The sequence below is a fragment of the Pseudomonas sp. BF-RE-22 genome (assembly GCF_019956155.1).
Lineage (GTDB): Bacteria > Pseudomonadota > Gammaproteobacteria > Pseudomonadales > Pseudomonadaceae > Aquipseudomonas > Aquipseudomonas migulae.
On the sequence record NZ_JAHBDD010000086.1, the window covers coordinates 1 to 26,021 of the forward strand.

General features: G+C 58.9%; 26 protein-coding genes. 19 read left to right on the forward strand and 7 right to left on the reverse strand.

Annotated features, from left to right (window positions below):
* Positions 1 to 125 precede the first annotated feature (125 nt).
* Together KGA82_RS27220 and KGA82_RS27225 are read right to left on the reverse strand one after the other, a co-directional pair.
* Complete coding sequence (locus KGA82_RS27220; RefSeq protein ID WP_223453176.1) at positions 126 to 1,358, reverse strand: transporter associated domain-containing protein; 1,233 nt, start codon at positions 1,356 to 1,358, stop codon at positions 126 to 128.
* A 12-nt stretch (positions 1,359 to 1,370) separates the two neighbouring features.
* A complete protein-coding gene (locus KGA82_RS27225; RefSeq protein ID WP_192420162.1) occupies positions 1,371 to 2,183 on the reverse strand; it encodes an inner membrane protein YpjD in 813 nt (270 codons plus the stop codon).
* A gap of 195 nt (positions 2,184 to 2,378) precedes the next feature.
* Between KGA82_RS27225 and ffh the strand changes: the two genes are divergently transcribed.
* From ffh to KGA82_RS27255, 6 genes are all read left to right on the forward strand, one after another.
* Positions 2,379 to 3,755, forward strand: coding sequence for a signal recognition particle protein (gene ffh / locus KGA82_RS27230; protein ID WP_008042378.1), 1,377 nt, complete (start codon positions 2,379 to 2,381; stop codon positions 3,753 to 3,755).
* A 249-nt stretch (positions 3,756 to 4,004) separates the two neighbouring features.
* Positions 4,005 to 4,256: a 30S ribosomal protein S16 gene (gene rpsP / locus KGA82_RS27235; RefSeq protein WP_007944872.1), complete on the forward strand. Its 252-nt coding sequence runs from the start codon at positions 4,005 to 4,007 to the stop codon at positions 4,254 to 4,256.
* A 5-nt stretch (positions 4,257 to 4,261) separates the two neighbouring features.
* Positions 4,262 to 4,798: a ribosome maturation factor RimM gene (rimM, locus tag KGA82_RS27240; protein ID WP_008025598.1), complete on the forward strand. Its 537-nt coding sequence runs from the start codon at positions 4,262 to 4,264 to the stop codon at positions 4,796 to 4,798.
* A 2-nt stretch (positions 4,799 to 4,800) separates the two neighbouring features.
* Entirely contained in the window at positions 4,801 to 5,553 is a 753-nt protein-coding gene (gene trmD, locus KGA82_RS27245; protein WP_007897583.1) for a tRNA (guanosine(37)-N1)-methyltransferase TrmD, read from the forward strand.
* A 45-nt stretch (positions 5,554 to 5,598) separates the two neighbouring features.
* Positions 5,599 to 5,949 carry a 50S ribosomal protein L19 gene (gene rplS / locus KGA82_RS27250; RefSeq protein WP_003175895.1) on the forward strand — a complete coding sequence of 117 codons (351 nt, stop codon included), beginning with the start codon at positions 5,599 to 5,601 and terminating at the stop codon, positions 5,947 to 5,949.
* Between the two features lie 91 nt (positions 5,950 to 6,040).
* The gene (locus KGA82_RS27255; protein ID WP_008025600.1) at positions 6,041 to 6,454 is read left to right on the forward strand and encodes an acyl-CoA thioesterase; all 414 of its coding nucleotides are present in this window, start codon (positions 6,041 to 6,043) and stop codon (positions 6,452 to 6,454) included.
* Between the two features lie 95 nt (positions 6,455 to 6,549).
* Here the strand turns inward: KGA82_RS27255 and KGA82_RS27260 are convergent, their stop codons facing one another.
* Positions 6,550 to 8,358, reverse strand: a complete 1,809-nt coding sequence (locus tag KGA82_RS27260) for a cation:proton antiporter (protein WP_223453177.1) — start codon at positions 8,356 to 8,358, stop codon at positions 6,550 to 6,552.
* A gap of 107 nt (positions 8,359 to 8,465) precedes the next feature.
* Here KGA82_RS27260 and xerD point away from each other — a divergent pair, with 107 nt between their 5' ends.
* From xerD to KGA82_RS27285, 5 genes are all read left to right on the forward strand, one after another.
* Positions 8,466 to 9,362, forward strand: coding sequence for a site-specific tyrosine recombinase XerD (gene xerD / locus KGA82_RS27265; protein WP_008025604.1), 897 nt, complete (start codon positions 8,466 to 8,468; stop codon positions 9,360 to 9,362).
* Positions 9,363 to 9,635: 273 nt separating this feature from the next.
* Positions 9,636 to 10,367: a bifunctional protein-disulfide isomerase/oxidoreductase DsbC gene (gene dsbC, locus KGA82_RS27270; RefSeq protein ID WP_192228458.1), complete on the forward strand. Its 732-nt coding sequence runs from the start codon at positions 9,636 to 9,638 to the stop codon at positions 10,365 to 10,367.
* Between the two features lie 134 nt (positions 10,368 to 10,501).
* The gene (locus tag KGA82_RS27275) at positions 10,502 to 11,806 is read left to right on the forward strand and encodes a homoserine dehydrogenase (protein WP_032828598.1); all 1,305 of its coding nucleotides are present in this window, start codon (positions 10,502 to 10,504) and stop codon (positions 11,804 to 11,806) included.
* A 66-nt stretch (positions 11,807 to 11,872) separates the two neighbouring features.
* The gene (gene thrC, locus KGA82_RS27280) at positions 11,873 to 13,282 is read left to right on the forward strand and encodes a threonine synthase (protein WP_008025609.1); all 1,410 of its coding nucleotides are present in this window, start codon (positions 11,873 to 11,875) and stop codon (positions 13,280 to 13,282) included.
* Positions 13,283 to 14,407: 1,125 nt separating this feature from the next.
* The gene (locus tag KGA82_RS27285; RefSeq protein WP_192228459.1) at positions 14,408 to 14,695 is read left to right on the forward strand and encodes a DUF3509 domain-containing protein; all 288 of its coding nucleotides are present in this window, start codon (positions 14,408 to 14,410) and stop codon (positions 14,693 to 14,695) included.
* A gap of 171 nt (positions 14,696 to 14,866) precedes the next feature.
* Here the strand turns inward: KGA82_RS27285 and KGA82_RS27290 are convergent, their stop codons facing one another.
* Positions 14,867 to 15,730: a TIGR02285 family protein gene (locus KGA82_RS27290; RefSeq protein WP_008042362.1), complete on the reverse strand. Its 864-nt coding sequence runs from the start codon at positions 15,728 to 15,730 to the stop codon at positions 14,867 to 14,869.
* Between the two features lie 58 nt (positions 15,731 to 15,788).
* Positions 15,789 to 16,988, reverse strand: coding sequence for a CaiB/BaiF CoA transferase family protein (locus KGA82_RS27295; RefSeq protein WP_223453178.1), 1,200 nt, complete (start codon positions 16,986 to 16,988; stop codon positions 15,789 to 15,791).
* Positions 16,989 to 17,125: 137 nt separating this feature from the next.
* Between KGA82_RS27295 and KGA82_RS27300 the strand changes: the two genes are divergently transcribed.
* From KGA82_RS27300 to KGA82_RS27310, 3 genes are all read left to right on the forward strand, one after another.
* The gene (locus tag KGA82_RS27300) at positions 17,126 to 17,668 is read left to right on the forward strand and encodes a YaeQ family protein (protein ID WP_007944886.1); all 543 of its coding nucleotides are present in this window, start codon (positions 17,126 to 17,128) and stop codon (positions 17,666 to 17,668) included.
* A 58-nt stretch (positions 17,669 to 17,726) separates the two neighbouring features.
* Positions 17,727 to 19,436 (forward strand): single-stranded-DNA-specific exonuclease RecJ, encoded by a 1,710-nt coding sequence (gene recJ, locus KGA82_RS27305; RefSeq protein ID WP_192228461.1) that lies wholly within the window; start codon positions 17,727 to 17,729, stop codon positions 19,434 to 19,436.
* A 233-nt stretch (positions 19,437 to 19,669) separates the two neighbouring features.
* A complete protein-coding gene (locus KGA82_RS27310; RefSeq protein WP_008029680.1) occupies positions 19,670 to 20,776 on the forward strand; it encodes an NADH:flavin oxidoreductase/NADH oxidase in 1,107 nt (368 codons plus the stop codon).
* Positions 20,777 to 20,995: 219 nt separating this feature from the next.
* Here the strand turns inward: KGA82_RS27310 and KGA82_RS27315 are convergent, their stop codons facing one another.
* Complete coding sequence (locus tag KGA82_RS27315) at positions 20,996 to 22,621, reverse strand: glucan biosynthesis protein D (RefSeq protein ID WP_008029682.1); 1,626 nt, start codon at positions 22,619 to 22,621, stop codon at positions 20,996 to 20,998.
* Positions 22,622 to 23,037: 416 nt separating this feature from the next.
* Between KGA82_RS27315 and KGA82_RS27320 the strand changes: the two genes are divergently transcribed.
* A complete protein-coding gene (locus tag KGA82_RS27320) occupies positions 23,038 to 23,223 on the forward strand; it encodes a hypothetical protein (RefSeq protein WP_008029684.1) in 186 nt (61 codons plus the stop codon).
* 80 nt (positions 23,224 to 23,303) lie between these two features.
* Here the strand turns inward: KGA82_RS27320 and KGA82_RS27325 are convergent, their stop codons facing one another.
* Complete coding sequence (locus KGA82_RS27325; protein WP_008042359.1) at positions 23,304 to 24,173, reverse strand: response regulator transcription factor; 870 nt, start codon at positions 24,171 to 24,173, stop codon at positions 23,304 to 23,306.
* Between the two features lie 407 nt (positions 24,174 to 24,580).
* Between KGA82_RS27325 and KGA82_RS27330 the strand changes: the two genes are divergently transcribed.
* From KGA82_RS27330 to KGA82_RS27345, 4 genes are all read left to right on the forward strand, one after another.
* A complete protein-coding gene (locus KGA82_RS27330) occupies positions 24,581 to 24,772 on the forward strand; it encodes a Flp family type IVb pilin (protein ID WP_008042358.1) in 192 nt (63 codons plus the stop codon).
* Between the two features lie 151 nt (positions 24,773 to 24,923).
* A complete protein-coding gene (locus KGA82_RS27335; RefSeq protein WP_008042357.1) occupies positions 24,924 to 25,115 on the forward strand; it encodes a Flp family type IVb pilin in 192 nt (63 codons plus the stop codon).
* 152 nt (positions 25,116 to 25,267) lie between these two features.
* On the forward strand, positions 25,268 to 25,459 hold the full coding sequence (locus tag KGA82_RS27340; protein ID WP_008042356.1) for a Flp family type IVb pilin: 192 nt from the start codon (positions 25,268 to 25,270) through the stop codon (positions 25,457 to 25,459).
* A 29-nt stretch (positions 25,460 to 25,488) separates the two neighbouring features.
* Positions 25,489 to 26,019, forward strand: a complete 531-nt coding sequence (locus KGA82_RS27345) for a prepilin peptidase (protein ID WP_008029694.1) — start codon at positions 25,489 to 25,491, stop codon at positions 26,017 to 26,019.
* The last annotated feature ends 2 nt before the right edge of the window (positions 26,020 to 26,021 follow it).

The window sequence follows — 26,021 nt, forward strand, 5'->3', positions numbered from 1 at the left end:
GGGTAAGCGGGCTCGATTATGCCACGGTCTGACGACACAGTACTGTAGGAGCCAGGCTTGCCGGCGAAGGCGTACTTGAGAGCGTCTTCGCCGGCAAGCCTGGCTCCTACAAAGAATGAGTTGTGTCAGACAGTTGTGGGTGTCGCAGCCGTGTGCCAGATCAACACGCGGGTCACGCGGTTGTCTTCGGTCTCCAGAATCTCCAGCCGATAACGCCCGATCTTCAGGCACACCGCGCTGTCCGGAATCGTCTCCAGCGCTTCGGTCACCAGCCCGTTAAGGGTTTTCGGGCCATCGCTGGGCAAATGCCAGCCGAGGCTTTTGTTCAGGTCGCGAATCGACGCTGCACTGTCAATCACCAGGCGTCCATCGGCCTGCGGATGGATGTGCGGGTTGTCCAGGCTGTGCTGGCTTTCAAATTCGCCGACGATTTCTTCGAGAATGTCTTCCAGCGTGACGATACCGAGTACTTCGCCATACTCGTCGACCACCATGCCCAGGCGCCGCTGCTGTTTGTGGAAGTTAAGCAGTTGCAGCTGTAGCGGTGTGCTTTCCGGTACGAAATACGGGTCGTGACACGCGGCCAGCAGTGCTTCGCGAGTGAGTTGGCCGTCGGGCAGCAGATGGCGAATCTGCCGGGTGTTGAGCACCGCCTCGACCTGGTTGATGTCACTGTGGAACACCGGCAGGCGCGTGCGTCGGTTGGCCCGAAGCTGTTCGAGGATTTCTTCGATGGAGTCGTCGAGGTTGATCCCGTCGACATCGCTGCGCGGCACCAGAATGTCGTTGACCGTGATGTTGTCCAGCGCGTGGATGCCGGACACCGCGTGCGGACGGCAAACCGGTTGTTGGTCGTCGTGACGATCCTTCGGCGTCTCGTCCTCGCTCTGCTGCACCACTTTGGCCTTGCGGGCAAACGGCCGCATCAGCAACTGGCTGATGCCATTGAGCAGCCAGGCGGCCGGGTAGATGATTTTCAGCGGCGCGCGGAGCAAGGTGTTGCCCAGCGCCAGGACCGCGTCGGGATAGCGGACGGCCAGGGTGCGCGGCAGGTAGTCGGCAAACACCAGCAGAATCGCGCCGGCCCCCAGGCACGCGGCCCATGGACCGTTCTCGGCCCAAGTGAAAATCGCCAGCAAGGTGCTGATGACCACTACCAGTGCACGACACAGGGTGTTGCAGAAAATCAGGCTGTTGAGCGGAAAACTCAGCTTTGCCACCGGTTTGTCGCTTGCGCGCGAGGCGGTGCGCTGGGCCAGCAAGTGCAGGTGTGCCGCTTCAATGGCGGTGAACAGCCCCGACCATAAAATCAGCAGGGCCACTACGGCGAGCATCGGCCCTATGGGCAAGTCGTCCATTTATGCCGCCCGTCAGATGTGCAGGATGTATTCACGGACCAGCTTGCTGCCGAAATACGCGAGCATCAACAGGCAGAAACCGGCGAGGGTCCAGCGAATGGCCTTGTGTCCGCGCCAGCCGAGGCGGTTGCGGCCCCAGAGCAGCACGCTGAAGACGATCCAGGCCAGGCACGCCAGCAAGGTTTTGTGCACCAGGTGCTGGGCGAACAGATTGTCGACGAACAGCCAGCCAGAGATCAGCGACAACGACAGCAAGGTCCAGCCGGCCCACAGGAAACTGAACAGCAGGCTTTCCATGGTTTGCAGCGGCGGGAAGTTCTTGATCAGTCCGGACGGGTGCTTGTGCTTGAGCTGATGGTCCTGAACCAGCAGCAGCAAGGCCTGGAACACCGCGATGGTGAACATGCCGTAAGCCAGGATCGACAACAGGATATGCGCGAGGATGCCCGGCTCTTCGTCGATGATCTGCACCGTGCCGGCCGGGGCGAACTGTGCCAGCAGCACGGTGGCGGCGCCCAGCGGGAACAGCAATATCAGCAGGTTTTCCACCGGGATCCGCGAGCAGGCCAGCAGCGTCAGGGCAATGACCGCCGCAGCGATCAGGCTGGCGGCGCTGAAAAAGTCCAGGCCCAGGCCAATCGGTGTCAACAGATGGGTGAACAGGCTGGCGCTGTGAGCCAGCACGGCGAGCACGCCGAGCGTGACCAGCAGGCGTTTGTTCGCCTTGGCGCCGGTGGCCAGGCGAGAGCCCTGATAAATGGTCGCAGCGGCATATAAGCAGGCGGCGGCGAGGGTGGTAAGCAAACTGGGTGACAAGGGGAGCATAAATCCTGTTAGGCAAGCCCGAAAGGCGCTGAGTTTGGCATAGAACCCACACACCACGAAAGTGCGAGGTGTCCGCCAGTCGCAGTCTTCGCTATAATCCGCGACCTGCCCACGCCGCAGGCTCGCCGAGCACATGTTGATTCCGGTCTGGGCCGCCATTATCCCGGTCTACACAGGGCCTGAAAGGATCGCGCAATGTTTGAAAACTTAACCGACCGTCTCTCGCAGACGCTGCGCCATGTCACCGGCAAGGCCAAACTGACCGAGGACAACATCAAAGACACCCTGCGCGAAGTGCGCATGGCGTTGCTCGAAGCCGACGTCGCCTTGCCGGTGGTGAAGGACTTCGTCAATTCGGTCAAGGAACGCGCCGTCGGCACCGAGGTGTCGCGTAGCCTGACGCCGGGCCAGGCCTTCGTGAAGATCGTCCAGGCCGAACTCGAAAGCCTGATGGGCGCGGCCAACGAAGACCTGAACCTGAGCGCCGTTCCGCCCGCCGTCGTATTGATGGCCGGTTTGCAGGGTGCCGGTAAAACCACCACCGCCGGTAAACTTGCGCGCTTCCTTAAAGAGCGCAAGAAGAAGTCGGTAATGGTCGTGTCCGCGGACGTTTACCGTCCTGCGGCGATCAAGCAGCTGGAAACCCTGGCCAACGATATCGGCGTGACGTTCTTCCCGTCCGACCTGAGCCAGAAGCCGGTCGACATCGCGCAAGCGGCTATAAAAGAAGCAAAGCTTAAGTTTATTGATGTGGTCATCGTCGATACCGCCGGTCGACTGCACATCGACGAAGAGATGATGGGCGAGATCAAGGCGTTGCACGCCGCGATCAACCCGGTCGAAACGCTGTTCGTGGTCGACGCCATGACCGGCCAGGACGCCGCCAACACGGCCAAGGCCTTCGGCGATGCACTGCCGCTGACCGGTGTGATCCTGACCAAGGTCGACGGCGACGCCCGTGGCGGTGCCGCACTGTCCGTTCGTGCCATCACCGGCAAGCCGATCAAGTTCATCGGTATGGGCGAGAAGACCGAAGCCCTTGAGCCGTTCCATCCGGAGCGTATCGCTTCGCGGATCCTCGGCATGGGCGACGTGCTCAGCCTGATCGAACAGGCCGAAGCGACGCTCGACAAGGACAAGGCCGACAAGCTGGCCAAGAAGCTGAAGAAGGGCAAGGGCTTCGACCTCGAAGACTTCCGCGATCAGCTGCAACAAATGAAGAACATGGGCGGCCTCGGTGGCCTTATGGACAAACTGCCGAACATCGGCGGTGTGAACCTGGCGCAAATGGGCAATGCCCAGGGCGCGGCAGAGAAACAATTCAAGCAGATGGAAGCCATCATCAATTCCATGACCCCGGCCGAGCGCCGCGACCCTGAGCTGATCAGCGGTTCGCGCAAACGTCGGATCGCCATGGGTTCCGGCACCCAGGTGCAGGACATCGGTCGCTTGATCAAGCAGCACAAGCAGATGCAGAAGATGATGAAGAAATTCTCCGCGAAAGGCGGAATGGCCAAAATGATGCGCGGCATGGGCGGTATGTTGCCCGGCGGCGGCATGCCGAAAATGTAAAGAATTCGCGCAGGGGCTTGCTCTTGCGCAGCCCACACGGAAGTGGGATCTCCAGCAAACCCGCACTTGGCGGGAGCTGACTGGCCGTTTTCAACGACGGCTCTATAGCAAATCTGGATGGCGTCCGATAGGCCGCCGGAAAAAGACATTTGCAAAAGTCCGGATATTCCTTAGAATATGCGGCCTTTCGGGCACCTATGCCCGCTGTGCCTTTAGATTTGCAGCACCGACTACAGGAACGATGTTCACATGCTAACAATCCGTCTTGCCCTTGGCGGCTCCAAAAAGCGCCCGTTTTACCACTTGACCGTAACCGACAGCCGCAACCCGCGCGACGGTTCGCACAAGGAACAGGTTGGTTTCTTCAACCCTGTTGCTCGTGGTCAAGAAGTCCGTCTGTCCGTGAACCAAGAGCGCGTAGCCTACTGGCTGAGCGTTGGTGCACAACCTTCTGAGCGTGTTGCTCAGTTGTTGAAGGACGCTGCTAAGGCTGCGGCCTGAGCAATATGAACGCGACGCCAGCCATTGCTGATGATTTGATCGTTATCGGCAAGATTTATTCTGTTCATGGCGTTCGCGGCGAAGTGAAGGTGTATTCCTTTACTGATCCGACTGAAAACCTGTTGCAGTACAAAACCTGGACGCTCAAGCGCGAAGGCAATGTGAAACAGGTCGAGCTGGTCAGCGGACGCGGGAGCGACAAGTTCCTGGTCGCAAAGCTCAAGGGTCTTGATGATCGTGAAGAAGCGCGTCTTCTGGCCGGTTATGAGATCTGCGTGCCGCGCAACCTGTTCCCTGAATTGACCGACGGCGAGTACTACTGGTACCAGCTGGAAGGTCTGAAGGTTATTGATCACCTTGGGCAATTGCTCGGGAAAATCGATCATCTTCTGGAAACCGGCGCCAATGATGTAATGGTGGTCAAGCCTTGCGCTGGCAGCCTGGATGATCGCGAACGCCTGTTGCCCTATACGGAGCAATGCGTGTTGGCTGTCGACCTTGCCGCAGGCGAGATGAAGGTGGATTGGGACGCGGACTTCTAAGCGTGGCTAACTTGCGCGTAGAAGTGATCAGTTTGTTTCCCGAGATGTTCTCCGCCATCAGCGAGTACGGCATCACCAGTCGGGCGGTGAAACAGGGGCTCTTGCAGCTCACCTGTTGGAATCCGCGAGACTACACGACGGATCGACATCACACTGTGGACGATCGCCCATTTGGCGGTGGCCCGGGCATGGTGATGAAGATCAAGCCCCTGGAAGATGCTCTGGTTCAGGCCAAGGCAGCAGCCGGGGAGGCGGCGAAGGTGATTTACCTGTCCCCCCAAGGCCGTCAACTGACTCAGTCGGCGGTACGCGAGTTGGCGAATCTGGATGCATTGATCCTGATTGCCGGCCGCTATGAAGGCATTGACGAGCGTTTTATTGATGCTCATGTCGATGAAGAGTGGTCGATTGGCGACTATGTACTGTCTGGCGGCGAGCTGCCGGCGATGGTCCTGATCGATGCGGTTACACGACTGCTGCCTGGAGCTTTAGGGCATGCGGACTCCGCCGAGGAAGATTCCTTTACGGATGGTTTGCTGGATTGCCCGCACTACACCCGACCGGAGGTGTATGCGGATCAGCGTGTTCCCGACGTATTGCTAAGTGGCAATCACGCGCACATCCGGCGTTGGCGTTTACAGCAGTCCCTTGGTAGGACCTTTGAACGACGCGCCGATCTTCTGGAAAGCCGCTCGCTTTCTGGAGAAGAGAAGAAGCTGCTCGAGGAATACATCCGCGAGCGGGACGATAGTTAACAACGTATCGATGGTAAGTCCGTTGATTTACCTTAGGAGCACAGCATGACTAACAAAATCATCCTTGCACTCGAAGCAGAGCAGATGACCAAAGAGATCCCTACCTTTGCCCCGGGCGACACCATTGTCGTTCAGGTGAAAGTGAAGGAAGGCGACCGTTCGCGTCTGCAAGCGTTCGAAGGTGTTGTTATCGCCAAGCGTAACCGCGGCGTAAACAGTGCTTTCACCGTTCGTAAAATCTCCAACGGTGTTGGCGTAGAGCGTACTTTCCAGACCTACAGCCCGCAAATCGACAGCATGGCCGTTAAACGTCGCGGTGACGTACGTAAAGCCAAGCTGTACTACCTGCGTGACCTGTCCGGTAAAGCAGCTCGCATCAAGGAAAAACTGGCTTAAGTCCAGCTTCCGATGCAGAAAAAAGCAGCCTACGGGCTGCTTTTTTGTTGCCCGCCATTTAACCCGGAATTTCGTTTCAGGCTGTAGACCCATGACCGCTCGTGAGCAAGAAATCGAACGCCGCACCGAACTCTCGGTGAGCCGCGTGACCAAGGCGGTTTTCCCGTCGACCACCAACCACCACAACACCCTGTTCGGCGGCACTGCGCTGGCCTGGATGGATGAAGTGTCGTTCATCACCGCCACCCGCTTTTGCCGGCTACCGCTGGTGACCGTTTCCACGGACCGCATCGACTTCAATCACGCAATCCCTGCCGGCTCCATCGTTGAACTGGTCGGGCGGGTGATCAAGGTCGGCAACACCAGCCTCAAGGTTGAGGTTGAAGTGTTTGTTGAAAGCATGAGCTGTGATGGTCGCGAGAAGGCGATTCATGGGCAGTTCAGCTTTGTGGCGATTGATGAAGACAAGCGGCCGGTGCCGGTGTTGCCTGGGTTTGCCGCCTGACGCGGGACCGAGGTGCGGCCTTCGCGGGCAAGCCTCGCTCCTACAAGGGTTCCTTACATACCTGTAGGAGCGAGGCTTGCCCGCGAATCGATCTATCAGGCGCCGCCGACCTGCGGTTGAATCAACGCCAGCAACGTCCACCCTGCCGAAGGCTTCAGCGCACTGTCCGGCGTCGCCACATGCACCCATCCGCTGTCATCGCGAGCGAACAGTAATGTCGCGCGTTCCCCATGCAGCGTCCTGTAATCCTCCCAGCCGAACCCCTCCGTCAGAGTTGTGCTGTACAGCTCGGCCCCCTGGTGCAGCAGATTAGCCAGTTTGTTGTAGGTCAGTTCCTCATTGCCCAGCAAACGCCCGCGATGTTCATGGCTGGCGCGGTGCTTGTCAGTGCGGTGGCTTTCCTGACCACTGGCGAGACCAAACAGTCTCTGATGGCCGAAATCGTGTCGAAAACGCATCGACGCCAACGCATTCAATTCGCCGGACGGCGACAATGTCAGCAAATGCCCAAGCCCGACCAGATCCAGATGAGCATCGGCATGCTGCGACGCCGGGTTACCAAAGTACGTCGGCAAACCGTCCATGCGCGCGGCGCGAATATTCTCCCAGCTCGAATCCGTCAGCAGCACTCGACAGCCCAGCTGTTGCAGGGCTTTGCCCAAGGTACGTGCCGGGGCGTTGGCGCCGACGATCAGAAAGCCGCTGGGCGCCGGTTCGGCGACTTTCAGCAAACGCGCCAATGGCCGGGCCGTGGCACTTTGCAGCACCACCGTGCCGATGATCACCGCAAACGTCAGCGGCACCAGCAGCAACGCGCCTTCGAGTCCGGCCTCATTCAGGCGAACGGCGAAAATCGCCGAAACCGCCGCCGCCACGATTCCGCGAGGTGCGATCCATGACAGCAGTGCCCGCTCGCGCCAGCTCAAACTCGAGCCTGCCGTGGAAAGCATGACGTTCAATGGCCGTGCAATGAACTGAATGATCAGCAGCAGAATCAGCACCAGCGGCCCGAGGCCGATCAAGGCGTTCAAATCGAGTCGCGCCGCCAGCAAAATGAACAGCCCGGAGATCAGCAGCACGCTGAGGTTTTCCTTGAAGTGCAGGATGTCCCGCACATCCACGTCCTTCATGTTGGCCAGCCAGATCCCCATCAAGGTCACGGCCAGCAAACCGGATTCGTGCATGACTTGATTGGCGGTAATGAAAATCCCCAGTACCGCCGCCAACGCCGCCAGGTTGTGCAGGTATTCCGGCAACCATTGGCGCCGAATGATCGTGCCGAGCACCCAGCCGCCGGCAATCCCGAATGCGGTGCCGCACAGAATCACTCCGCCGAAGGTCAGCAGGCTTTGGCTCAAGCCGTCATCTGACGTACGGGCGATGATGAAGCTGTAGACCACCACGGCGAGGAGGGCGCCGATCGGGTCGATGACGATGCCTTCCCAGCGCAGGATGTTGGCAATCGAGGCTTTGGGGCGTACCACGCGCAGCATCGGTACGATGACCGTGGGCCCGGTGACCAGCGTCAGGCTGCCGAAAAGTATCGCGAGCGACCAGTCGAAACCCAGCAGCCAATGCGTGGCGACAGCAATGACCACCCAGGTCGAGATCGCGCCAATCGTCACCAGCCGGCGTACGACGCTGCCGATTTCGCGCCATTCCGACAGGTGCAGCGTCAGGCTGCCTTCAAACAGAATCAGCGCCACCGCCAGCGACACCAGTGGCATTAGCAATGGGCCGAACATTTCCTGTGGGTCGAGCCAGCCCAGGATCGGACCGACCAGAATCCCGCTCAGCAACAGAAACAGGATCGCCGGCAATTTCAGTCGCCACGCCAGCCACTGACACCCCAGAGCCGCCGCACCAATACCGCCAAAAGCCAACAGAATCTGTTGCTCGTTCATTGAGTCTTCCTGTTCCTTGAAGTAGCGGGCTATGAAAGACTAGCGGTGGTTTTTACTGTTCACCTTTTTTTCGCGCGCAGTCTCAAGACTGCATGTTTCGAGTGCCCATGCCTGCCATCGATCATCCACTGATAGACCAATTCCTCGACGCGTTATGGCTGGAGAAAGGCCTTTCCGACAACACTCGCGATGCCTATCGCAGTGACCTGGCCTTGTTCAATGGCTGGCTGCAGGAGAAGGGGCTGGAGTTGATCAACGCCGGTCGCGAGCTGATCCTCGATCACCTGGCCTGGCGCCTGGAGCAGAACTACAAACCCCGTTCCACTGCGCGATTTCTCTCGGGTGTGCGTGGCTTTTATCGCTATCTGTTGCGGGAAAAGTTGATCGCGGTCGATCCGACGTTACGCGTCGATATGCCTCAACTCGGTAGGCCGTTGCCAAAATCCTTGTCGGAAGCCGATGTGGAAGCACTGCTGAAGGCGCCGGATCTGAGTGAAGCGATCGGCCAGCGTGACCGCGCCATGCTCGAAGTGCTGTACGCCTGCGGTTTGCGGGTGACGGAACTGATCAGCCTGACGCTGGAGCAGGTCAACCTGCGCCAGGGCGTGCTGCGGGTGATGGGCAAGGGCAGCAAGGAGCGGCTGGTGCCGATGGGCGAGGAGGCGATTGTCTGGGTCGAGCGTTACATGCGCGACGCCCGTGGCGAGCTGCTCGGCGGACGTCCCAGTGATGTGCTGTTCCCCAGTCAGCGCGGCGAGCAGATGACGCGCCAGACCTTCTGGCACCGGATCAAGCATCAGGCCAAGGTCGCCGGGATCGGCAAATCGCTGTCGCCGCACACGCTGCGTCACGCGTTCGCCACGCACCTGCTCAACCATGGCGCGGATTTGCGAGTGGTGCAGATGCTGCTCGGCCATAGCGATCTGTCGACCACTCAGATCTACACCCACGTCGCCCGGGCACGCTTGCAGGACCTGCACGCCAAACACCACCCGCGCGGATGATCACATTCCCTGCTGCGCGATCCCTGTAGGAGCGAAGCTTGCTCGCGAAAGAGGTCCGGACAACACGTTCATCCAGACAGCATGCGTTATCGTTGACCTCCTTCGCGAGCAAGCTTCGCTCCTACAGGGATCGCGATGTTGTCTTGTCACCCCACATTCGGCCACACAGCCCTTATGTGGTAGGCTTTGTCGGTTTGTACGATGGGCGGTTATGACCCGGTGTTTCGGCACGGGCGTTCTGGTCGTCCCATTTGTCCGCCTTCAGGAGTTCTCATGCGTCTGACCCAGATTTTCGCCGCCGCAGCCATTGCGTTGGTCAGCACCCTTGCCGTCGCCGATGACGCGGCCGACAAAGCCATTCGTAAGAGCCTGGAAACCCTCCAGCTCGAAGTGCCGGTAGAAAGCATTTCCGCCAGTCCGCTGCCGGGCCTGTATGAAGTCAAACTGCAGGGCAGCCGCGTGCTGTATGCCAGTGCCGACGGCCAATACGTGGTTCAGGGCTACATGTTTCAGCTCAAGGACGGCAAGCCGGTCAACCTGACCGAAAAAGCCGAACGCCTGGGCATTTCCAAGCTGGTCAACGCCATTCCTGTTGCGGAAACCGTGGTCTACCCGGCCATCGGCGAAACCAAATCGCACATCACCGTGTTTACCGACACCACCTGCCCGTACTGCCACAAACTGCATGCCGAAGTGCCTGAGCTGAACAAGCGCGGCATCGAAGTGCGCTACGTCGCGTTCCCGCGCCAGGGCCTGGGCTCGCCGGGTGACGAACAGCTGCAAGCGGTCTGGTGCTCGAAAGACAAGAAAGCGGCCATGGACAAAATGGTCGACGGCAAGGAAATCAAGGCCGCCAAGTGCGATAACCCGGTTTCCAAACAGTTCGCCCTCGGTCAGTCGATTGGCGTGAACGGCACACCGGCCATCGTTTTGGCCGACGGTCAGGTCATTCCGGGCTACCAGCCTGCGCCACAAGTCGCCAAACTGGCGCTGGGCGCGAAGTAAATTCGCATCGTCACGGCCAGCCTTTGACGATCATGGTCCGGCGGCAACATTTGCCGGGCCATTAACAGAGAGCCGCGAGCATGCGGCTGTTTTCACGGCCGGCCTTGAGTCGGCCGTTTTATGGGGAGTTCACAGTGAAACCGGTCAAAGTAGGCATCTGTGGGTTAGGGACCGTCGGTGGCGGTACCTTCAACGTACTTCAGCGCAACGCCGAGGAAATTGCTCGTCGTGCCGGGCGTGGAATCGAAGTGGCACAAATTGCCATTCGCACGCCAAAGCCTCAGTTCCAAACGACCGGTATTGCGATTACCAACGATGTCTTCGAAGTGGCCACGAACCCTGAGATCGACATCGTTATAGAGCTGATGGGCGGCTACACCGTTGCCCGCGAGCTGGTACTCAAGGCCATCGAGAATGGCAAGCATGTGGTCACCGCGAACAAGGCGCTTATCGCCGTTCACGGTAATGAAATTTTCGCCAAGGCTCGCGAGAAGGGCGTGATCGTTGCGTTCGAAGCGGCCGTGGCCGGTGGCATTCCGGTGATCAAGGCGATCCGTGAAGGCCTGTCCGCCAACCGGATCAACTGGGTCGCCGGCATCATCAACGGCACCGGCAACTTCATCCTCACCGAGATGCGCGAGAAGGGTCGCACCTTCGAAGACGTTCTCGCCGAGGCGCAGGCCCTGGGTTACGCCGAAGCCGATCCGACCTTCGACGTTGAAGGCATCGACGCGGCCCACAAGCTGACGATCCTGGCCTCCATCGCGTTCGGCATTCCGCTGCAATTCGACAAGGCCTACACCGAAGGCATCACCAAGCTGACCACGGCTGACGTGAACTACGCCGAAGCGCTGGGCTATCGCATCAAGCACCTGGGCGTCGCTCGCAGCACGGCGGCTGGCATCGAGTTGCGCGTGCACCCGACGCTGATCCCGGCCGATCGCCTGATCGCCAACGTCAACGGCGTGATGAACGCAGTGATGGTCAACGGTGACGCAGCCGGTTCGACCCTGTTCTACGGCGCCGGTGCCGGCATGGAGCCGACCGCTTCGTCGGTGATCGCCGACCTGGTGGACGTGGTTCGCGCCATGACTTCCGATCCGGAAAACCGCGTGCCGCACCTGGCCTTCCAGCCGGATTCGCTGTCGGCGCATCCGATCCTGCCGATCGAAGCCTGCGAAAGCGCCTACTACCTGCGCATTCAGGCCAAGGACCATCCGGGCGTGCTGGCTCAGGTTGCGAGCATCCTGTCGGAGCGCGGCATCAACATCGAATCGATCATGCAGAAAGAAGTCGAAGAGCATGACGGCCTGGTGCCGATGATCCTGCTGACCCACCGTGTGCTGGAACAGCACATGAACGACGCGATTGCCGCCCTCGAAGCCCTCACGGGCGTGGTCGGTCCGGTCGTACGGATCCGCGTCGAGCACCTGAACTAAGTCGTTATCGTTCACCGGGCCTGCGTGCGGGCCCGGGTTTGCGAACACTGTCCATTGGAGTCAGTCATGCGTTATATCAGCACCCGCGGCCAGGCACCGGCCCTGAATTTCGAAGACGTCCTGCTGGCCGGTCTGGCCACTGACGGCGGTCTGTACGTCCCGGAAAACCTGCCACGTTTCACCCAGGAAGAAATCGCTTCCTGGGCCGGCCTGCCGTATCACGAACTGGCTTTCCGGGTGATGCGCCCGTTCGTCACCGGCAGCATTCCTGATGCCGATTTCAAAAAGATTCTTGAAGAAACCTATGGCGTGTTCTCGCACAACGCCGTGGCACCGTTGCGTCAACTGAACGGCAATGAGTGGGTGCTGGAGCTGTTCCACGGCCCGACCCTGGCGTTCAAGGACTTCGCCCTGCAACTGCTCGGTCGCCTGCTCGATTACGTGCTGGAAAAACGCGGTGAGCGCGTGGTGATCGTCGGCGCCACTTCCGGTGATACCGGTTCGGCCGCCATCGAAGGCTGCAAACACTGCGAAAACGTCGACATCTTCATCCTGCACCCGCACAACCGCGTATCGGAAGTGCAGCGTCGGCAGATGACCACGATCTTCGGCGAGAACATCCACAACATCGCTATCGAAGGCAACTTCGATGACTGCCAGGAAATGGTCAAGGCGAGCTTCGCCGACCAAAGTTTCCTCAAGGGCACGCGTCTGGTGGCGGTGAACTCGATCAACTGGGCGCGGATCATGGCCCAGATCGTCTACTACTTCCACGCAGCCCTGCAACTGGGCGGCCCGGCGCGTTCGGTGTCGTTCTCGGTGCCAACCGGCAACTTCGGCGACATCTTCGCCGGTTACCTGGCGCGCAACATGGGCCTGCCGATCAATCAGTTGATCGTCGCCACCAACCGCAACGACATCCTGCACCGCTTCATGAGCGGCAATCAGTACGTCAAGGAAACCCTGCACGCCACGCTGTCGCCGTCGATGGACATCATGGTGTCGTCGAACTTCGAGCGTCTGCTGTTCGACCTGCACGGTCGCAACGGCGCGGCGATTGCCGGGTTGATGGATTCGTTCAAGCAGGGCGGCGGTTTCAGCGTTGAACAGGAGCGTTGGACCGAAGCGCGCAAACTGTTCGATTCGCTGGCTGTGGATGATGCGCAAACCTGCGAAACGATTGCTGAGGTTTACGAGCAGACGGGTGAGTTGCTGGATCCGCACACGGCTATCGGTGTGAAGGCTGCGCGTGAATGCCGTCGTAGTCTGGATATTCCGATGGTGATCCTTGGCACTGCGCACCCGGTTAAATTCCCGGATGCGGTTGAGAAGGCGGGTGTGGGTAAAGCGCTGGAATTGCCGGTGCACCTGGCTGACCTGTTTGAGCGGGATGAGCGTTGCACGGTGTTGCCGAATGACCTTAAGGCTGTACAGGCTTTTGTCAGTCAGCATGGGAATCGTGGGAAGCCGTTGTAATCGGTTGGATTGATTGGGGGCATATCCGTTGCTGCGGTAATGGCGGCTATTGGTTTCGCTTTTACAGCGAGTCACTTTGGAAAAGCCCCAAAGTAACCAAAGGGCTTTTGCCCCTTTCGTTCGGTGCCTCGCTAATGCTCGGCATGCCCTCGCTCCGGTCCTGCTCCGTGGGCCCGCCGCCATCGGCCATCCATGGCCGGGGGCGGCTACCGCGGCATCCCTGCCGCGGTGCCCACTGCGCAGAACCTCCACTCGGCCTCTCGAGGGGGCGACTACCGCCACAGCCGCCGAGGCGGCCTGAAAGCCGACCTGGCTCTTCGGTTGTTCGCGTTGTCCTTCTTTGATGCGTTCACTCATTCCGGACTGTGCACCACTCCCCTGTAGGAGCCGGCTTGCTGGCGATGGCGTCCGTCCAGTCAATAAATGTGCTGACTGACCCACCGCTATCGCCAGCAAGCCGGCTCCTACAGGGATTGGGTTCACACCGTTCGAAATTGTAGGAGCCAGCTTGCTGGCGATGGGCGTCAACGATAACGCGAGCTGTCTGAATGAACGCGGTGTCTGGGCGTTTTTCGCCGGCAAGCCGGCTCCTACAGGAAATCGCGTACGCTTTTGCTTCTCACCACTCATCAGGCCGAGCGTTAGCTCGCCTTCCGCTTTTGATCTTGAGGTACACGCCCCCTCGAGAGGCCGAGTGGAGGTTCTGCGCAGTGGGCAACCCGGCATGGATGCCGGGTTAGCCGCCCCCGGCCAGGGATGGCCGATGGCGGCGGGCCCACGGAGCAGGACCGGAGCGAGGGTATGGGGAGCATTAGCGAGCCACCGAACGAAAGAGGCAAGAGCCCTTGGTTACTTGGGGCTCTTCCAAGTGACTCGCCGTAAGGGCGAAACCAATAGCCGCTCTCACCGAAGAAACGGATATTCACCCAATCCCAATCCCAATCCCAACCAACCACCAAAACCCAGGCCATACACAAACCTGTCATCTACCCCATGCATGCTCTACCCACCAGAGACGCCGACGCGCCTGCACCTGGAATCCAGAACTTTCTTCTCGGGCCAATGGTCACTTAATGTGAACACGCCCCAGGCACTTTGTTTTCGGACTATTGAGTGGTGATCGAGATGGAAAGTATCAATCTATTGCTCGGTGAGGCTCTGAGCCCGTACCAGGTAACGTTGACCCCCTCAGGCGCCCACGGCGAATGCCTGGTGACACTGAAGGGCACGACCGGCGCCATCGTGGTCGAGCGGGAGTTCAATCAGGCCCAACTGACCGACAAACGTCTGCTCACGGATGTGGTCGACGGCTTGCATCGCGATCTGATGATTGCCGAAGGACGCCTGGAACCCTGCGTTATCGCGGCATTGCGCAATGCTGCACAGGACAAGGTCGTGGCCAGCCGTAATTGAATTGTCTTTTGTGGGAACCTTCCCGGGCCAAGGTCAGTCAGAGCATGTAACAGCAGGATCAAGCATTGTGCTCCGGTGCTTGTAGTCGTGCTGCCACTGGTCTCTTTGTAGACCACGTTTAACCCCGAGATGTCTCCCCACTTCTCGGGGTTTCTTTTTGCCCGCGATTTGTCATTCCAGCGCCTGTTGCTCGAAATACTTCCTGGATTCCTCCAGATAGGCATCGCGACTTTCCGGGTCGAGCCACGCGGCGTACGCCTCGCTCAAGCGATCGTGGGGCATTTTGCGCAGCAATTGATTGATCTCGACAATCGCCTGCCGGCCTTTGGGCGTGTCGGTGCAGCCGATGTAACCGGACAAGAATTTCTCGGCGCCGCGAATCGGGTAGAACTGCAATTCATCCTCGGCGATCCCTTGCTGTTGGGCCTGATAGCGGATTTCCGGGCGGTATCCCAACAGCAGCCGCAAGCGCCCCAGGCGTTGCATCTGCAACAGGCTGCCCAAGGCGTCGTTGCCGTAGTGCGGGGTCAGCGAGTCAGGTGGTGCCTGTTTGAGCAGTGCGTCGAGGTAATCACCGTAGTTGCGCTCGGCGATAATGCCCAACTTCTCGCCGCCGCTCGCCAGGAAGGCCGCCAGGTCCAGTTCACCGTCCTGGATGAAGGGGGCAAGCGTCTCACGGTCAACGCGCCTTACGGCCACGCCGTTACTCATGGCCCGAAACACCGGAATGGAAAACGCGATCCAGCGTTCGCGTTCCTTGCTCCGGTTCAGCGCCGCATCGCAGGTAAGGGACGGCTCGTGGAGCATTTGCAAGGCGCGAGCACGGTTGACTCGCATCAAGGTGTGTTCGTATTGCGGCATGCCGGCGATCAACAGCGGCAACAGTTGGTCGATGACGCCCAGGCCCTTTTTCGGTCCTTCGAAAATCGTCAGCGGTGGCAGATCCCGCAACAGCCAGATCATGGTTTCCTTGGGCTGCGCCATCGCCGACGAGGTCGGACCGATGAGCAAGGCTGTCGCCGCGAGCGCGCACATCACCCTCCTGCCGTGCGACAGGCAGTCTGTGATGAGCAGCGAAAGCAGGCGTTTCAGCTTAGATGGCCCCGTCTTCACGCAGCTTTGCGATCTGTTCCTTGTCGTAGCCAAGATCGTTGAGTACCTGCGCATTGTGTTCGCCCAACTGCGGCCCGACCCATTGCGAACTGCCGGGTGTCTCTGAGAGTTTCGGCACAATTCCCGGCATCTTGAAATCTTTGCCGTCCGGCAGCTTAGCCTTCAGGAACATTTCCCGAGCCAGGTACTGCGGATCACTGAACATGTCTTCGGCGCTGAAGATCCGGCTGGCGGGGACATCAGCCTGATTCAACTGCTCGATGACGGTGTCCAGCGGCAGCGCATTGACCCAGCGATCAATCACCCCATAAATCTCGTCGCGACGGCTGTCACGCCCGTCATTGCTGGCCAGCGCCGGGTCGTTGGCCAGGTCTTCACGGCCGATGATCAGCATGAATCGTTTGAAAATCGCATCGCCATTGGCGCCGATCTGCACATGTTTGCCGTCAGCGCTGGTGTGGATCGAGGAGGGCGTGATGCCGGGCATGATGTTGCCGGTGCGTTCGCGAATGAAGCCGAACACGTCGAACTCCGGGACCATGCTTTCCATCATGGCGAAGATTGCTTCGTACAGCGCCACATCGACCACTTGACCCTGGCCGCCATTGACCTCGCGATGACGCAAAGCCATCAGCGCACCGATCACGCCCCAGAGCGCCGCAATCGAGTCGCCGATGGAAATCCCGGTGCGTACCGGCGGTCGGTCCTCAAACCCGGTGATGTAGCGCAGGCCGCCCATGGATTCACCGACCGCACCAAAACCTGGTTGATCCTTCATCGGCCCGGTCTGGCCGAAACCCGAAAGGCGCACCATCACCAGTTTCGGGTTCAGTGCGTGCAGGACGTCCCAACCCAGACCGAGCTTTTCCAGCACGCCGGGGCGAAAATTCTCGATCAGGATGTCCGCTTCACTGAGCAGCTTTTTCAGGATCGCCAGGCCGTCCGGGTGTTTCAGGTTCAAGGTCAGGGACTTCTTGTTGCGTGCCTGAACGAACCACCACAGCGACGTGCCTTCATACAACTTGCGCCATTTGCGCAACGGATCACCACCGTCGGGGGATTCGATCTTGATGACGTCGGCACCGAATTCGCCGCAAATGCGCGAGGCAAACGGCCCGGCGATCAACGTGCCCAATTCGATGACTTTCAGACCTGAGAGGGGTTTGGCGGTGAACGGCATGCTGGATCCTGTAGGACAAAGGCTTGGCTGATAGAGCGTTTTAGCACAGCCCGCCGTCAGTCGCTCAAGGTTGATGGCCGCGAAGCCTGCCGCATCGGTTAGACTTGCCGCCTTTCCACGTATCAAGAAGCCCGTTCATGGCCCAGCCGTCCACGACCTACAAGTTTGAACTGAACCTTACCGACCTCGACCGCAGCGTTTACGAGACGGTGAAGCAGACCATCGCCCGTCACCCTTCGGAAACCGAAGAGCGCATGACCGTGCGGCTGCTGGCCTACGCCTTCTGGTACAACGAGCAGCTGTCGTTTGGCCGTGGTCTGTCAGACGTGGATGAACCCGCCCTGTGGGAAAAGAGCCTGGATGATCGCGTACTGCACTGGATCGAAGTCGGTCAGCCCGACGCCGACCGCCTGACGTGGTGCTCGCGTCGCACCGAACGCACCAGCCTGCTGGCCTACGGCAGCTTGCGCGTCTGGGAAACCAAAGTGATCCCGGCGATCAAGAACCTGAAAAACGTGCACATCGCTGCTGTGCCGCAGGAAGTCCTGGAAACCCTGGCCAAAGACATGCCGCGCGTTATCAAGTGGGACGTGATGATCAGCGAAGGGACGATTTTCGTCACCGACGACCGTGGTCAGCACGAAGTCCAGTTGCAGTGGCTGAGCGGCGAACGCGGCTGATTTTTCGCCACGTCATCCGGTTTTATCCTACGTATTCAAGAGAAGTACCTGTCACCCCATGCGCATCGAACCTCGCCTGTTGCCCGACACCCTGCCATTCCTCGGTGACCTGCCGCCGCTGCTGACCCGTCTGTACGCGGCGCGGGGCGTGGTTTCAGAGGCTGAACTGGACAAGAGCCTGGCGCGGCTGATTCCGTTCCAGCAGCTCAAGGGCATCGATGCCGCGGTGGATTTGCTGGTGACCGCGCTGGAGCAGCGTCAGCGGATTCTGATCGTCGGCGACTTCGACGCCGACGGCGCGACGGCGAGTACCGTGGGCATGTTGGGCTTGCGCCTGCTGGGCGCGGCTCACGTTGATTATCTGGTGCCGAACCGATTCGAGTATGGCTACGGCCTTACGCCTGAAATCGTTGAGGTGGCGCTGACCCGCACGCCGCAGCTGCTGATCACCGTGGACAACGGCATCTCCAGCGTTGAAGGCGTGGCGGCGGCGAAAAAGGCTGGCCTCAACGTGCTGGTCACCGACCACCACTTGCCGGGCGATGAATTGCCGCTGGCCGATGCCATCGTCAATCCCAACCAGCCAGGCTGTGGTTTTCCGAGCAAGGCACTCGCCGGCGTCGGGGTGATCTTCTACGTGCTGATGGCCCTGCGCGCGCGTCTGCGCAGCCTCGGCTGGTACGAGAGCAGGCCGCAGCCGAACATCGGCGAGTTGCTGGACCTGGTGGCCCTCGGCAGCGTCGCCGACGTGGTGCCGCTGGACGCCAACAACCGGATTCTCGTCCACCAAGGCCTCGAGCGAATCCGCGCCGGACGTGCGCGGCCGGGGATCAAGGCGATCCTCGAAGTGGCGAAACGTGATCATGCGCGCATCACGTCCACGGATCTTGGGTTCATTGTCGGCCCGCGCCTGAACGCGGCGGGGCGCCTGGATGACATGAGCCTGGGCATCGAATGCCTGCTCACCGAAGACGCCGGGCTCGCTCGGGAAATGGCTATCCAGCTGGACGGCATGAACCAGGATCGCAAATCCATCGAGCAGGGCATGCAGCGCGAGGCGCTGGCCCAGCTCAAGGATTTGCCGGTGGAATCGATGCCGTTCGGCCTGTGCCTGTTCGATCCCGAGTGGCACCAGGGTGTCATCGGCATCCTCGCCTCGCGTATGAAAGAGCGCTATTTCCGTCCGACCATCGCCTTTGCCGATGCAGGCGATGGCATGCTCAAGGGATCGGGGCGTTCGGTGCAGGGCTTCCATATTCGTGACGCCTTGAGCGTGGTGGCTGCTCAGCACCCAAATTTGATCAGCAAGTACGGTGGCCACGCCATGGCGGCAGGCTTGACCTTGCCGGAAGCGAATTTTCCGCTGTTCGCCGAAGCTTTTGACGCTGAAGTGCGTAGGCAATTACGTGAAGAAGACCTGACCGGGCGACTGCTGTCGGACGGGACTTTGGCCGTCGAAGAGTTTCACCTCGAACTGGCCCGTGCTTTGCGGCATGCCGGTCCTTGGGGGCAACACTTCCCGGAGCCGTTGTTCCATGGTGTGTTCCAGTTGGTCGAACAGCGGGTTGTTGGTGAACGGCACCTCAAAGTGGTGCTGAGAAGTGAATGCGGTTCGGTGAAGCTGGACGGCATCGCGTTCGGAATCGACCGCGATATCTGGCCGAACCCGACCATCAAATGGGTGGAACTGGCCTACAAACTCGACCTTAACGAGTTTCGCGGGAATGAGACGGTCCAGTTGATGATTGCTCATATCGAACCGCGTTGACGCTATCGCTGTAGGAGCGAGGCTTGCCCGCGAAGGCGATGTCCCTCACGACGAATCTCTCGGAACCCTCCCTCAACCGTCAATGTCGACTAGGCTCTAAGCACTGCTTGATTTTCCTTGTGACGTCTTGTCGAATTTTTTGCCCGCGGGGGCGGGTGCTGCACCTTTTTCCTGTCACTCGTCGACTTTCAAACAGAACCCTGGAGCCTGCCCACTGATTCGAGAGGTGCCCCATGAGTCTGCTGCTTGAACCCTATACCCTTCGCCAATTGACCCTGCTCAACCGCATCGCGGTGTCACCGATGTGCCAGTATTCGAGTGTCGATGGCTTGGCCAATGACTGGCACCTGGTTCATCTCGGCAGCCGTGCTGTCGGTGGGGCCGGTCTGGTTTTTACTGAAGCCACGGCAGTGACGGCCGATGGACGCATCACCGCCGAAGACCTCGGCCTGTGGAATGACGAACAGATCGAACCCCTGCAACGCATCACGCGTTTCATCGCCGCCCAAGGCGCTGTCGCCGGTATTCAACTGGCCCACGCCGGGCGCAAGGCCAGCACCCATCGGCCGTGGATCGGCAAGCACGGTAGCGTCAAACCTGAAGATGGCGGCTGGACGCCGGTCGGTCCTTCGCCCATTGCGTTCGACCCACAGCACACACCACCGAAGCAGCTGAATGAGAGTGAAATTGCCGAGGTCATCCAGGCGTTCGTTGATTCAGCGAAACGGGCGCTGATCGCCGGTTTCAAAGTCGTCGAAGTTCACGCGGCTCATGGTTACCTGTTGCATCAATTCCTATCGCCCTTGAGCAATCAGCGGCGCGATCAATACGGTAGTTCGTTCGAGAATCGAATTAGGTTGGTGCTGCAAGTCACCGAAGCGGTGCGTGCGGTGTGGCCTGAGGAATTGCCGGTGTTCGTGCGGGTCTCGGCCACCGATTGGGTGGAAGACGGCTGGAATCCGGATGAAACCGTTGAACTGGCGCGTCGCCTCAAAGATTTGGGTGTGGACCTGATCGATGTGTCGTCGGGCGGCACGGCGGTCAACGCGGAAATTCCTACAGGCCCCGGTTATCAAACCCGCTTCGCCGAACGAGTGCGCAAGGAGTCAGGCATCGCCACCGGCACCGTAGGAATGATCACCGAACCAGCCCAGGCCGAGCACATTCTGCGCACCTGTCAGGCGGACATTATCTTCCTCGCCCGTGAGCTGCTGCGCGACCCGTACTGGCCATTGCATGCGGATGATGATTTGGGTGGACACAAGGCCATCTGGCCGGCGCAGTATCAACGCGCGACGCATCGGGATCAGCCGATTCATGAGTCGGATTTGCGTGACTGAGTGATGCGCTAAAAGCAAAAAGCCCCGATCAAATTGATCGGGGCTTTTGCGTTTCTGTGCTGGGATTTTTGTTGTTTGCCAGGCCGTTTTCGCGAGCAAGCTCGGCTCCTACAGGGTCGTGTCGAGCTCATCATTCTTGTTCGACACTAACCTGTAGGAGCGAGCGGTGCGGCGATCCGACTTGCCCGCGAAAGGGCCCGCCCAGACAACCCTTCAAACTCAGGTGTACTTACGCTTCTCCGGCGCCGGCGGGAAATACTGATACAACCAGGTCTCGCTCAACGTCCGGTCATTGGTGCGAATAAACAACCGCAGCTCCACCGGGGCCACACTGTCATTGGTCGGGAACCAGTCAAAGGTAATCCGGTAGCCCTTGATGTCATCCAGCACCAGCACGTTGAAATCCTTGACCTGGCCGTTGGAGCACGTCACCACCGGTTCGATGCCCGTACCTTGCGGCAAGCGATCCAGCCCGCCGCCGGTGAAGTCCACCGCAAACCGGCGCGCCCAGACTGGTGGGTAATGCTCGCCCGGCGCCCAACCTTCAGTGAAGCCGCCCATGCCCGAACGGGTCGCGTTGACCCGCGCCAGCGGCGTGCCGACCGGTGGCAAAGCGCTCCAGTACAGCTTGTAGCCGTAGTTCAGGGAATCACCGGCAGCGACCGGTTTCTTCGGGGTCCAGAACGCGACGATGTTATCCAGGGTTTCGCCGGTTGTAGGAATTTCCAACAGATCGATAGAGCCTTCGCCCCACGCGGTTGTAGGTTCTACCCACAGGCTCGGCCGCTTGCTGTACCAGTCGACGGTGTCCTGATAACTGGCGAACTCGTGGTCGGTCTGCACCAGGCCGAAACCTTTCGGGTCGGTGTCGGCGAAGGCATTGAATTGCAGGGTCGCCGGGTTGTTCAGCGGACGGCAGATCCACTCGCCGTTGCCACGCCACATCGCCAGGCGATCCGAATCGTGGATCTGCGGGTGGATGGTGTCGCACATGCGCCGCTCGTGGGTGCCGCAGCTGAACATGCTGGTCATCGGCGCGATGCCCAGTTGTTCGATGGCGGTACGCGCATTGATGTGGGCGTCGACGGCCATGACGACCTGACTGGCCTGGCAATCGATATCGAAACGGTAGGCACCGGTGGCACTTGGCGAGTCCAGCAGGGCGTAGACCACGAAACGGGTGCTGTCCTTGTCCGGGGTTTCGAACCAGAACTTGGTGAAGTCGGGGAATTCTTCGCGCTTCTTGGCGTAGGTATCGACCGCCAGACCGCGCGCCGACAGGCCGTATTGGCCAGTGGCGTCTACCGCACGGAAATAACTGGCGCCGAGGAAAGACAGCACGTCGTGCCGATCCAGTTCCGGGGCCTTGAACAGCTTGAACCCGGAGAAGCCCAGATCGCCCGTGAGCTGCTTGGTATCGACCGTGGTGTTTTCATAGTTGAACAGCGAAGGGCGGAAATGCACCTCCCGCGCCTGACGCGTCTTGGGGTCGACGCTGTACATGCGCACCGGCTGCTTGAAACCCATGCCGACATGGAAAAACTGCACATCCAGCTGACCTTTCAGATCCTTCCACAGCGAATGATTGCCGTCGTAGCGGATCGCGTTGAAATTTTGTGGGGTCATGGTCGCCAGGGTCGGCGGCAGCACTTGCTTGGTGTCCTGATAGCGGTTGCCGGCAAGCTGCTTGGCCTGGATTTTCAGGGCTTCGAAATCGAACGCCTGTGCCTCGCCGTCAGCCGTGCCATTACCGGCCCAGGCCCGCGCAGCCAACAGGCCGGAGGCAGACAAACCGGTGTAGGCAGCGATGGCCATGGACGCTTTGAGCAAATTCCTGCGGTGCATAAGTACAACCTGTCGTGAACAATCCCGCGCCGTTCCTGGCACGTGCTGGATCAGAAATGGAGGTTCGGACATGCCTTCGGCCAAACGCAACGGACTTTAAACAGATGCCAAATAGCTTAAACCGTTCGGTGGCAGAGCAAAAATGATTGATGGCGTGGCAGTGGCACCGCTATGAAACAAGACATTTCCGGTAAACGTTTCCCACAGAGATTTCTGATTTATGCGGCATTTCTGCTTTTTTTGACTAATTACTCTAAAAACCGCTTTTCAGCGCCAATTTACTTCCTATTCTATGGGCATGACCGGTTTCTGCCCTCAGGCCGGTGGGATTCAGTTGGCACGAGGTGACCGCTGAAAAAGGGTAGGGCGATGCGGTTTTTGCAGTTTTCTTTTTGACGTAGAGAGGGACATCGTCCATGTCGAAAGTACAAGGCATCACTGAAATGTTGGGGATCTTTCCGTGCCTGGGTATGGGGCGGCGAAGGCGCCGGCTTAATTCCGAGGAGTTGAAACTGGTGGAGCGGTATCGCGAGTTGTCGGAGAACGACCGGATTGCGATGCGGTATCTGGTGGATGCGATGCGCAGTGTTTCGCGGTTTTGAGTAAGAAGCCGAGGGGCGGACTGTGAAGTCTGCCCCTTTTTCATGTGCGCCCGGCATGGGCGCAATCTTGCGGGTGCCGATCAACCGCTGAGGCTTTCGATCAGGCTTTCGAGCGCTTCAGTGATATTTTCATCCTGCGCCAGTTGCGCTGCTGCAGTCGCTCTGACTTGACGTGCCAAGCGGTATTCACTGGGCGTGCAGTTTGCGAACTGCTTGAAGGCACGAGCGAAGTAGGACGGATCCTTGAAGCCGGCCTCATAGCCGATGCTGGTAATAGGCATCTGGCTGTTGTCGAGCAGCTCTTTGGCGAAGTTCATGCGCTTGTTCAAGATGTAATCCGTGAAGCCAAGTCCATTGGCTTCCTTGAACAGGCGGCTGAAGCGAAATGTCGTCATGCCGCAGCGCTGCGCCAAATCCCTTTGATCGATGCTGTCTCGAAAGTGCTGTTCGATGTACAGCATGACATTGCTCAGCGCCTGGTGTTTTTGGTGCCCTGAGGTCAGCCGGATACTGTCCGGCAGGGTTGGGGAGTGGTCGATCAGCATCGTCTTGCGCAGGTCGGTCACATTTCGGCGCAGCTCGCAGAGCTGAACTACAGCAGTCAGGTAGCGACTTTTCTCTGTGAGCGAGAGCGGGAGCACCATGTATTCCCAGACGCTGGAACGCATGGCCCAGACGGCCAGTTCCTCTGAGTGCTGCACGGTGAACATGGTGATCGGGATGCCCGGTGTGCTGCGTTTGATCTCCAGCAACAGCCTCAAACCTGGTGTGTCGGGGCGATCGAAATGCATGCAGATCATGTCCGCCTGTTCCCCGATGGGCAGCGCGGAGTTTTTCGCCAGTTTGCAGTCGCAGGTACCCTCGAACTGTGCGATGAGTTCTTTCGTGGATCGATCATGAGTCAGATCGAACCATAGGAGCGATGGCCTTTTGGTCAAATTGGACGTCATGTCTCTACTCGGCAGGTCTGATTGACTCTCTACTCGCTAGTATTGCCAATACGCCATCACTTTGCAGATTGAATCCTTATAAAAACGACGAATTACAGATCTGTTCGATCTATGTGTTTCCTGGAAGGCTGCCCGGTCCCAGTGTTTGCGGGTGTGTTGTCGACGAACCCGGGTTTAACCACTTGTCGCTTCTGAATCAATGGCAATTGCCGTTGCGTTTCAATGCCTTGTTTACCCCTCTCGTGACTTCTGCAAAGGCCAATGAACCGTATCCGGCCGCTGCGCAAAAAAGTCCTAACGATGTGCAAAATCCTCCTAACGCCTATGCCTGCTTACTGACTAGGGTTGCATCAGGCAGCACAGAAAGTTCTGCCTCAGAAACACAACATTTGAGTGAGGTGGCCAAAATGATCATGCAAACAATCAAGGCTTCGGTAGTGAAGTTCGCCAAAGACGAAGACGGTCTGACCATTGTGGAATACGCGGTGGCCGGCGGATTAATCACGGTAGCTGTTGCCGCAATGTTCACTCTTTTGGGCGGTGCCGTGAACACCAGAATCACAGCGCTGTGCGCTGCGGTCAAAGGCGCTGCCTGCTGATGACAGTAACCCACTGTGGTGGGGCGCGGTGATATCCACGGAGCAGCCGGTTTTACAGTTTCTCTGATCGACCGGCAACTCAATGAACTTCGCGCAGACCCCGCCAATGTATTTTCTGAGTCGTATGACCGCTGAAACGAGGTACTAAAAAATGAATCTGCAAACAATCAGAACTTCAATTACCAAGTTCGCCAAAGATGAAGATGGCCTGACCATTGTGGAGTACGCGGTAGCCGGTGGCTTAATTACGGTAGCTGTTGCCGCGATGTTTATTCTTTTGGGTGGCGCCGTGAACACCAGGATCACAGCACTGTGCGCTGCGGTCAAAGGTGCCGCCTGCTGATGACAACCACTCGTTGTGGTGGGGCGCGGTGATATCCATAGAGCAACCAGTTTTACAGTTCCTCTGATAGACCGGGCAACTCAATAGACTTCACGCTGTCCCCGCCAACGTACTTTCTGATCCATATCACGGCTGAAGCGAGGTATACAAAAATGAATCTGCTAACAATCAGAACTTCAATCACCAAGTTCGCCAAAGATGAAGATGGCCTGACAATTGTGGAATACGCCGTGGCCGGTGGATTAGTGACGGTAGCGGTTGCCGCAATGTTTATTCTTTTGGGGGCCGAGGTGAACACCAGGATTACAGCACTTTGCGCAGCGGTCAAAGGTGCTGGCTGCTAACGATAATCCCGGTTAGGGGGGGACGCGCCATGTCCATGGAATTGTTGGTAATGACTGTTTTACTGCTAGGACTATTGGGCGTGGCGGTGGTGAGCGATCTGCGTCGCCACCGCATTCCCAACATGCTGGTCCTGTTGGGCCTTGCCCTGGGACTGGGCGGTCAAATGTATTTAGGTGGCGTCAGCGGGTTGGGTGACAGCCTGTTGGGCATCCTGGTCTGTTTTGCACTGTTTCTGCCGATGTACGCCTTGGGTGGCATGGCCGCCGGCGACGTCAAGTTAATGGCCATGGTCGGCAGCTTTTTACCCTTCCATTTTGCATTGTGGGCTGCCTTGTTCAGCCTGATAGCCGGTGGCGTGTGCGGTTTTTTGATTGTGCTGTATCGCGGCCAGCTGCTTCAGACCCTGGGACGTTATTGGTTGATTCTGAAGGCGCAGGCCTATCTGGCGCCAACTTCAGATGAAGTAGCCAGCAAGCCTTTCCCTTATTCGATTGCAATCTTGATAGGCACTTTAATCAGCGTCTACTGGCAACTGGTTGCCGGTGGATTCGGAGGCTAGTC

What these genes read in the sequence shown, in the direction of transcription:
- recJ (WP_192228461.1), top strand. Translation starts at nt 17,727, where the DNA reads ATGCGCATCGAACCTCGCCTGTTGCCCGACACCCTGCCATTCCTCGGT.
- KGA82_RS27260 (WP_223453177.1), bottom strand. Translation starts at nt 8,358, where the DNA reads ATGAACGAGCAACAGATTCTGTTGGCTTTTGGCGGTATTGGTGCGGCG.
- KGA82_RS27325 (WP_008042359.1), bottom strand. Translation starts at nt 24,173, where the DNA reads ATGACGTCCAATTTGACCAAAAGGCCATCGCTCCTATGGTTCGATCTG.
- KGA82_RS27255 (WP_008025600.1), top strand. Translation starts at nt 6,041, where the DNA reads ATGACCGCTCGTGAGCAAGAAATCGAACGCCGCACCGAACTCTCGGTG.
- KGA82_RS27285 (WP_192228459.1), top strand. Translation starts at nt 14,408, where the DNA reads ATGGAAAGTATCAATCTATTGCTCGGTGAGGCTCTGAGCCCGTACCAG.
- thrC (WP_008025609.1), top strand. Translation starts at nt 11,873, where the DNA reads ATGCGTTATATCAGCACCCGCGGCCAGGCACCGGCCCTGAATTTCGAA.
- KGA82_RS27225 (WP_192420162.1), bottom strand. Translation starts at nt 2,183, where the DNA reads ATGCTCCCCTTGTCACCCAGTTTGCTTACCACCCTCGCCGCCGCCTGC.
- KGA82_RS27320 (WP_008029684.1), top strand. Translation starts at nt 23,038, where the DNA reads ATGTCGAAAGTACAAGGCATCACTGAAATGTTGGGGATCTTTCCGTGC.
- rpsP (WP_007944872.1), top strand. Translation starts at nt 4,005, where the DNA reads ATGCTAACAATCCGTCTTGCCCTTGGCGGCTCCAAAAAGCGCCCGTTT.
- KGA82_RS27295 (WP_223453178.1), bottom strand. Translation starts at nt 16,988, where the DNA reads ATGCCGTTCACCGCCAAACCCCTCTCAGGTCTGAAAGTCATCGAATTG.
- rimM (WP_008025598.1), top strand. Translation starts at nt 4,262, where the DNA reads ATGAACGCGACGCCAGCCATTGCTGATGATTTGATCGTTATCGGCAAG.
- xerD (WP_008025604.1), top strand. Translation starts at nt 8,466, where the DNA reads ATGCCTGCCATCGATCATCCACTGATAGACCAATTCCTCGACGCGTTA.
- KGA82_RS27345 (WP_008029694.1), top strand. Translation starts at nt 25,489, where the DNA reads ATGTCCATGGAATTGTTGGTAATGACTGTTTTACTGCTAGGACTATTG.
- ffh (WP_008042378.1), top strand. Translation starts at nt 2,379, where the DNA reads ATGTTTGAAAACTTAACCGACCGTCTCTCGCAGACGCTGCGCCATGTC.
- KGA82_RS27310 (WP_008029680.1), top strand. Translation starts at nt 19,670, where the DNA reads ATGAGTCTGCTGCTTGAACCCTATACCCTTCGCCAATTGACCCTGCTC.
- KGA82_RS27340 (WP_008042356.1), top strand. Translation starts at nt 25,268, where the DNA reads ATGAATCTGCTAACAATCAGAACTTCAATCACCAAGTTCGCCAAAGAT.
- KGA82_RS27330 (WP_008042358.1), top strand. Translation starts at nt 24,581, where the DNA reads ATGATCATGCAAACAATCAAGGCTTCGGTAGTGAAGTTCGCCAAAGAC.
- KGA82_RS27335 (WP_008042357.1), top strand. Translation starts at nt 24,924, where the DNA reads ATGAATCTGCAAACAATCAGAACTTCAATTACCAAGTTCGCCAAAGAT.
- KGA82_RS27290 (WP_008042362.1), bottom strand. Translation starts at nt 15,730, where the DNA reads ATGTGCGCGCTCGCGGCGACAGCCTTGCTCATCGGTCCGACCTCGTCG.
- KGA82_RS27315 (WP_008029682.1), bottom strand. Translation starts at nt 22,621, where the DNA reads ATGCACCGCAGGAATTTGCTCAAAGCGTCCATGGCCATCGCTGCCTAC.
- KGA82_RS27220 (WP_223453176.1), bottom strand. Translation starts at nt 1,358, where the DNA reads ATGGACGACTTGCCCATAGGGCCGATGCTCGCCGTAGTGGCCCTGCTG.
- rplS (WP_003175895.1), top strand. Translation starts at nt 5,599, where the DNA reads ATGACTAACAAAATCATCCTTGCACTCGAAGCAGAGCAGATGACCAAA.
- dsbC (WP_192228458.1), top strand. Translation starts at nt 9,636, where the DNA reads ATGCGTCTGACCCAGATTTTCGCCGCCGCAGCCATTGCGTTGGTCAGC.
- KGA82_RS27300 (WP_007944886.1), top strand. Translation starts at nt 17,126, where the DNA reads ATGGCCCAGCCGTCCACGACCTACAAGTTTGAACTGAACCTTACCGAC.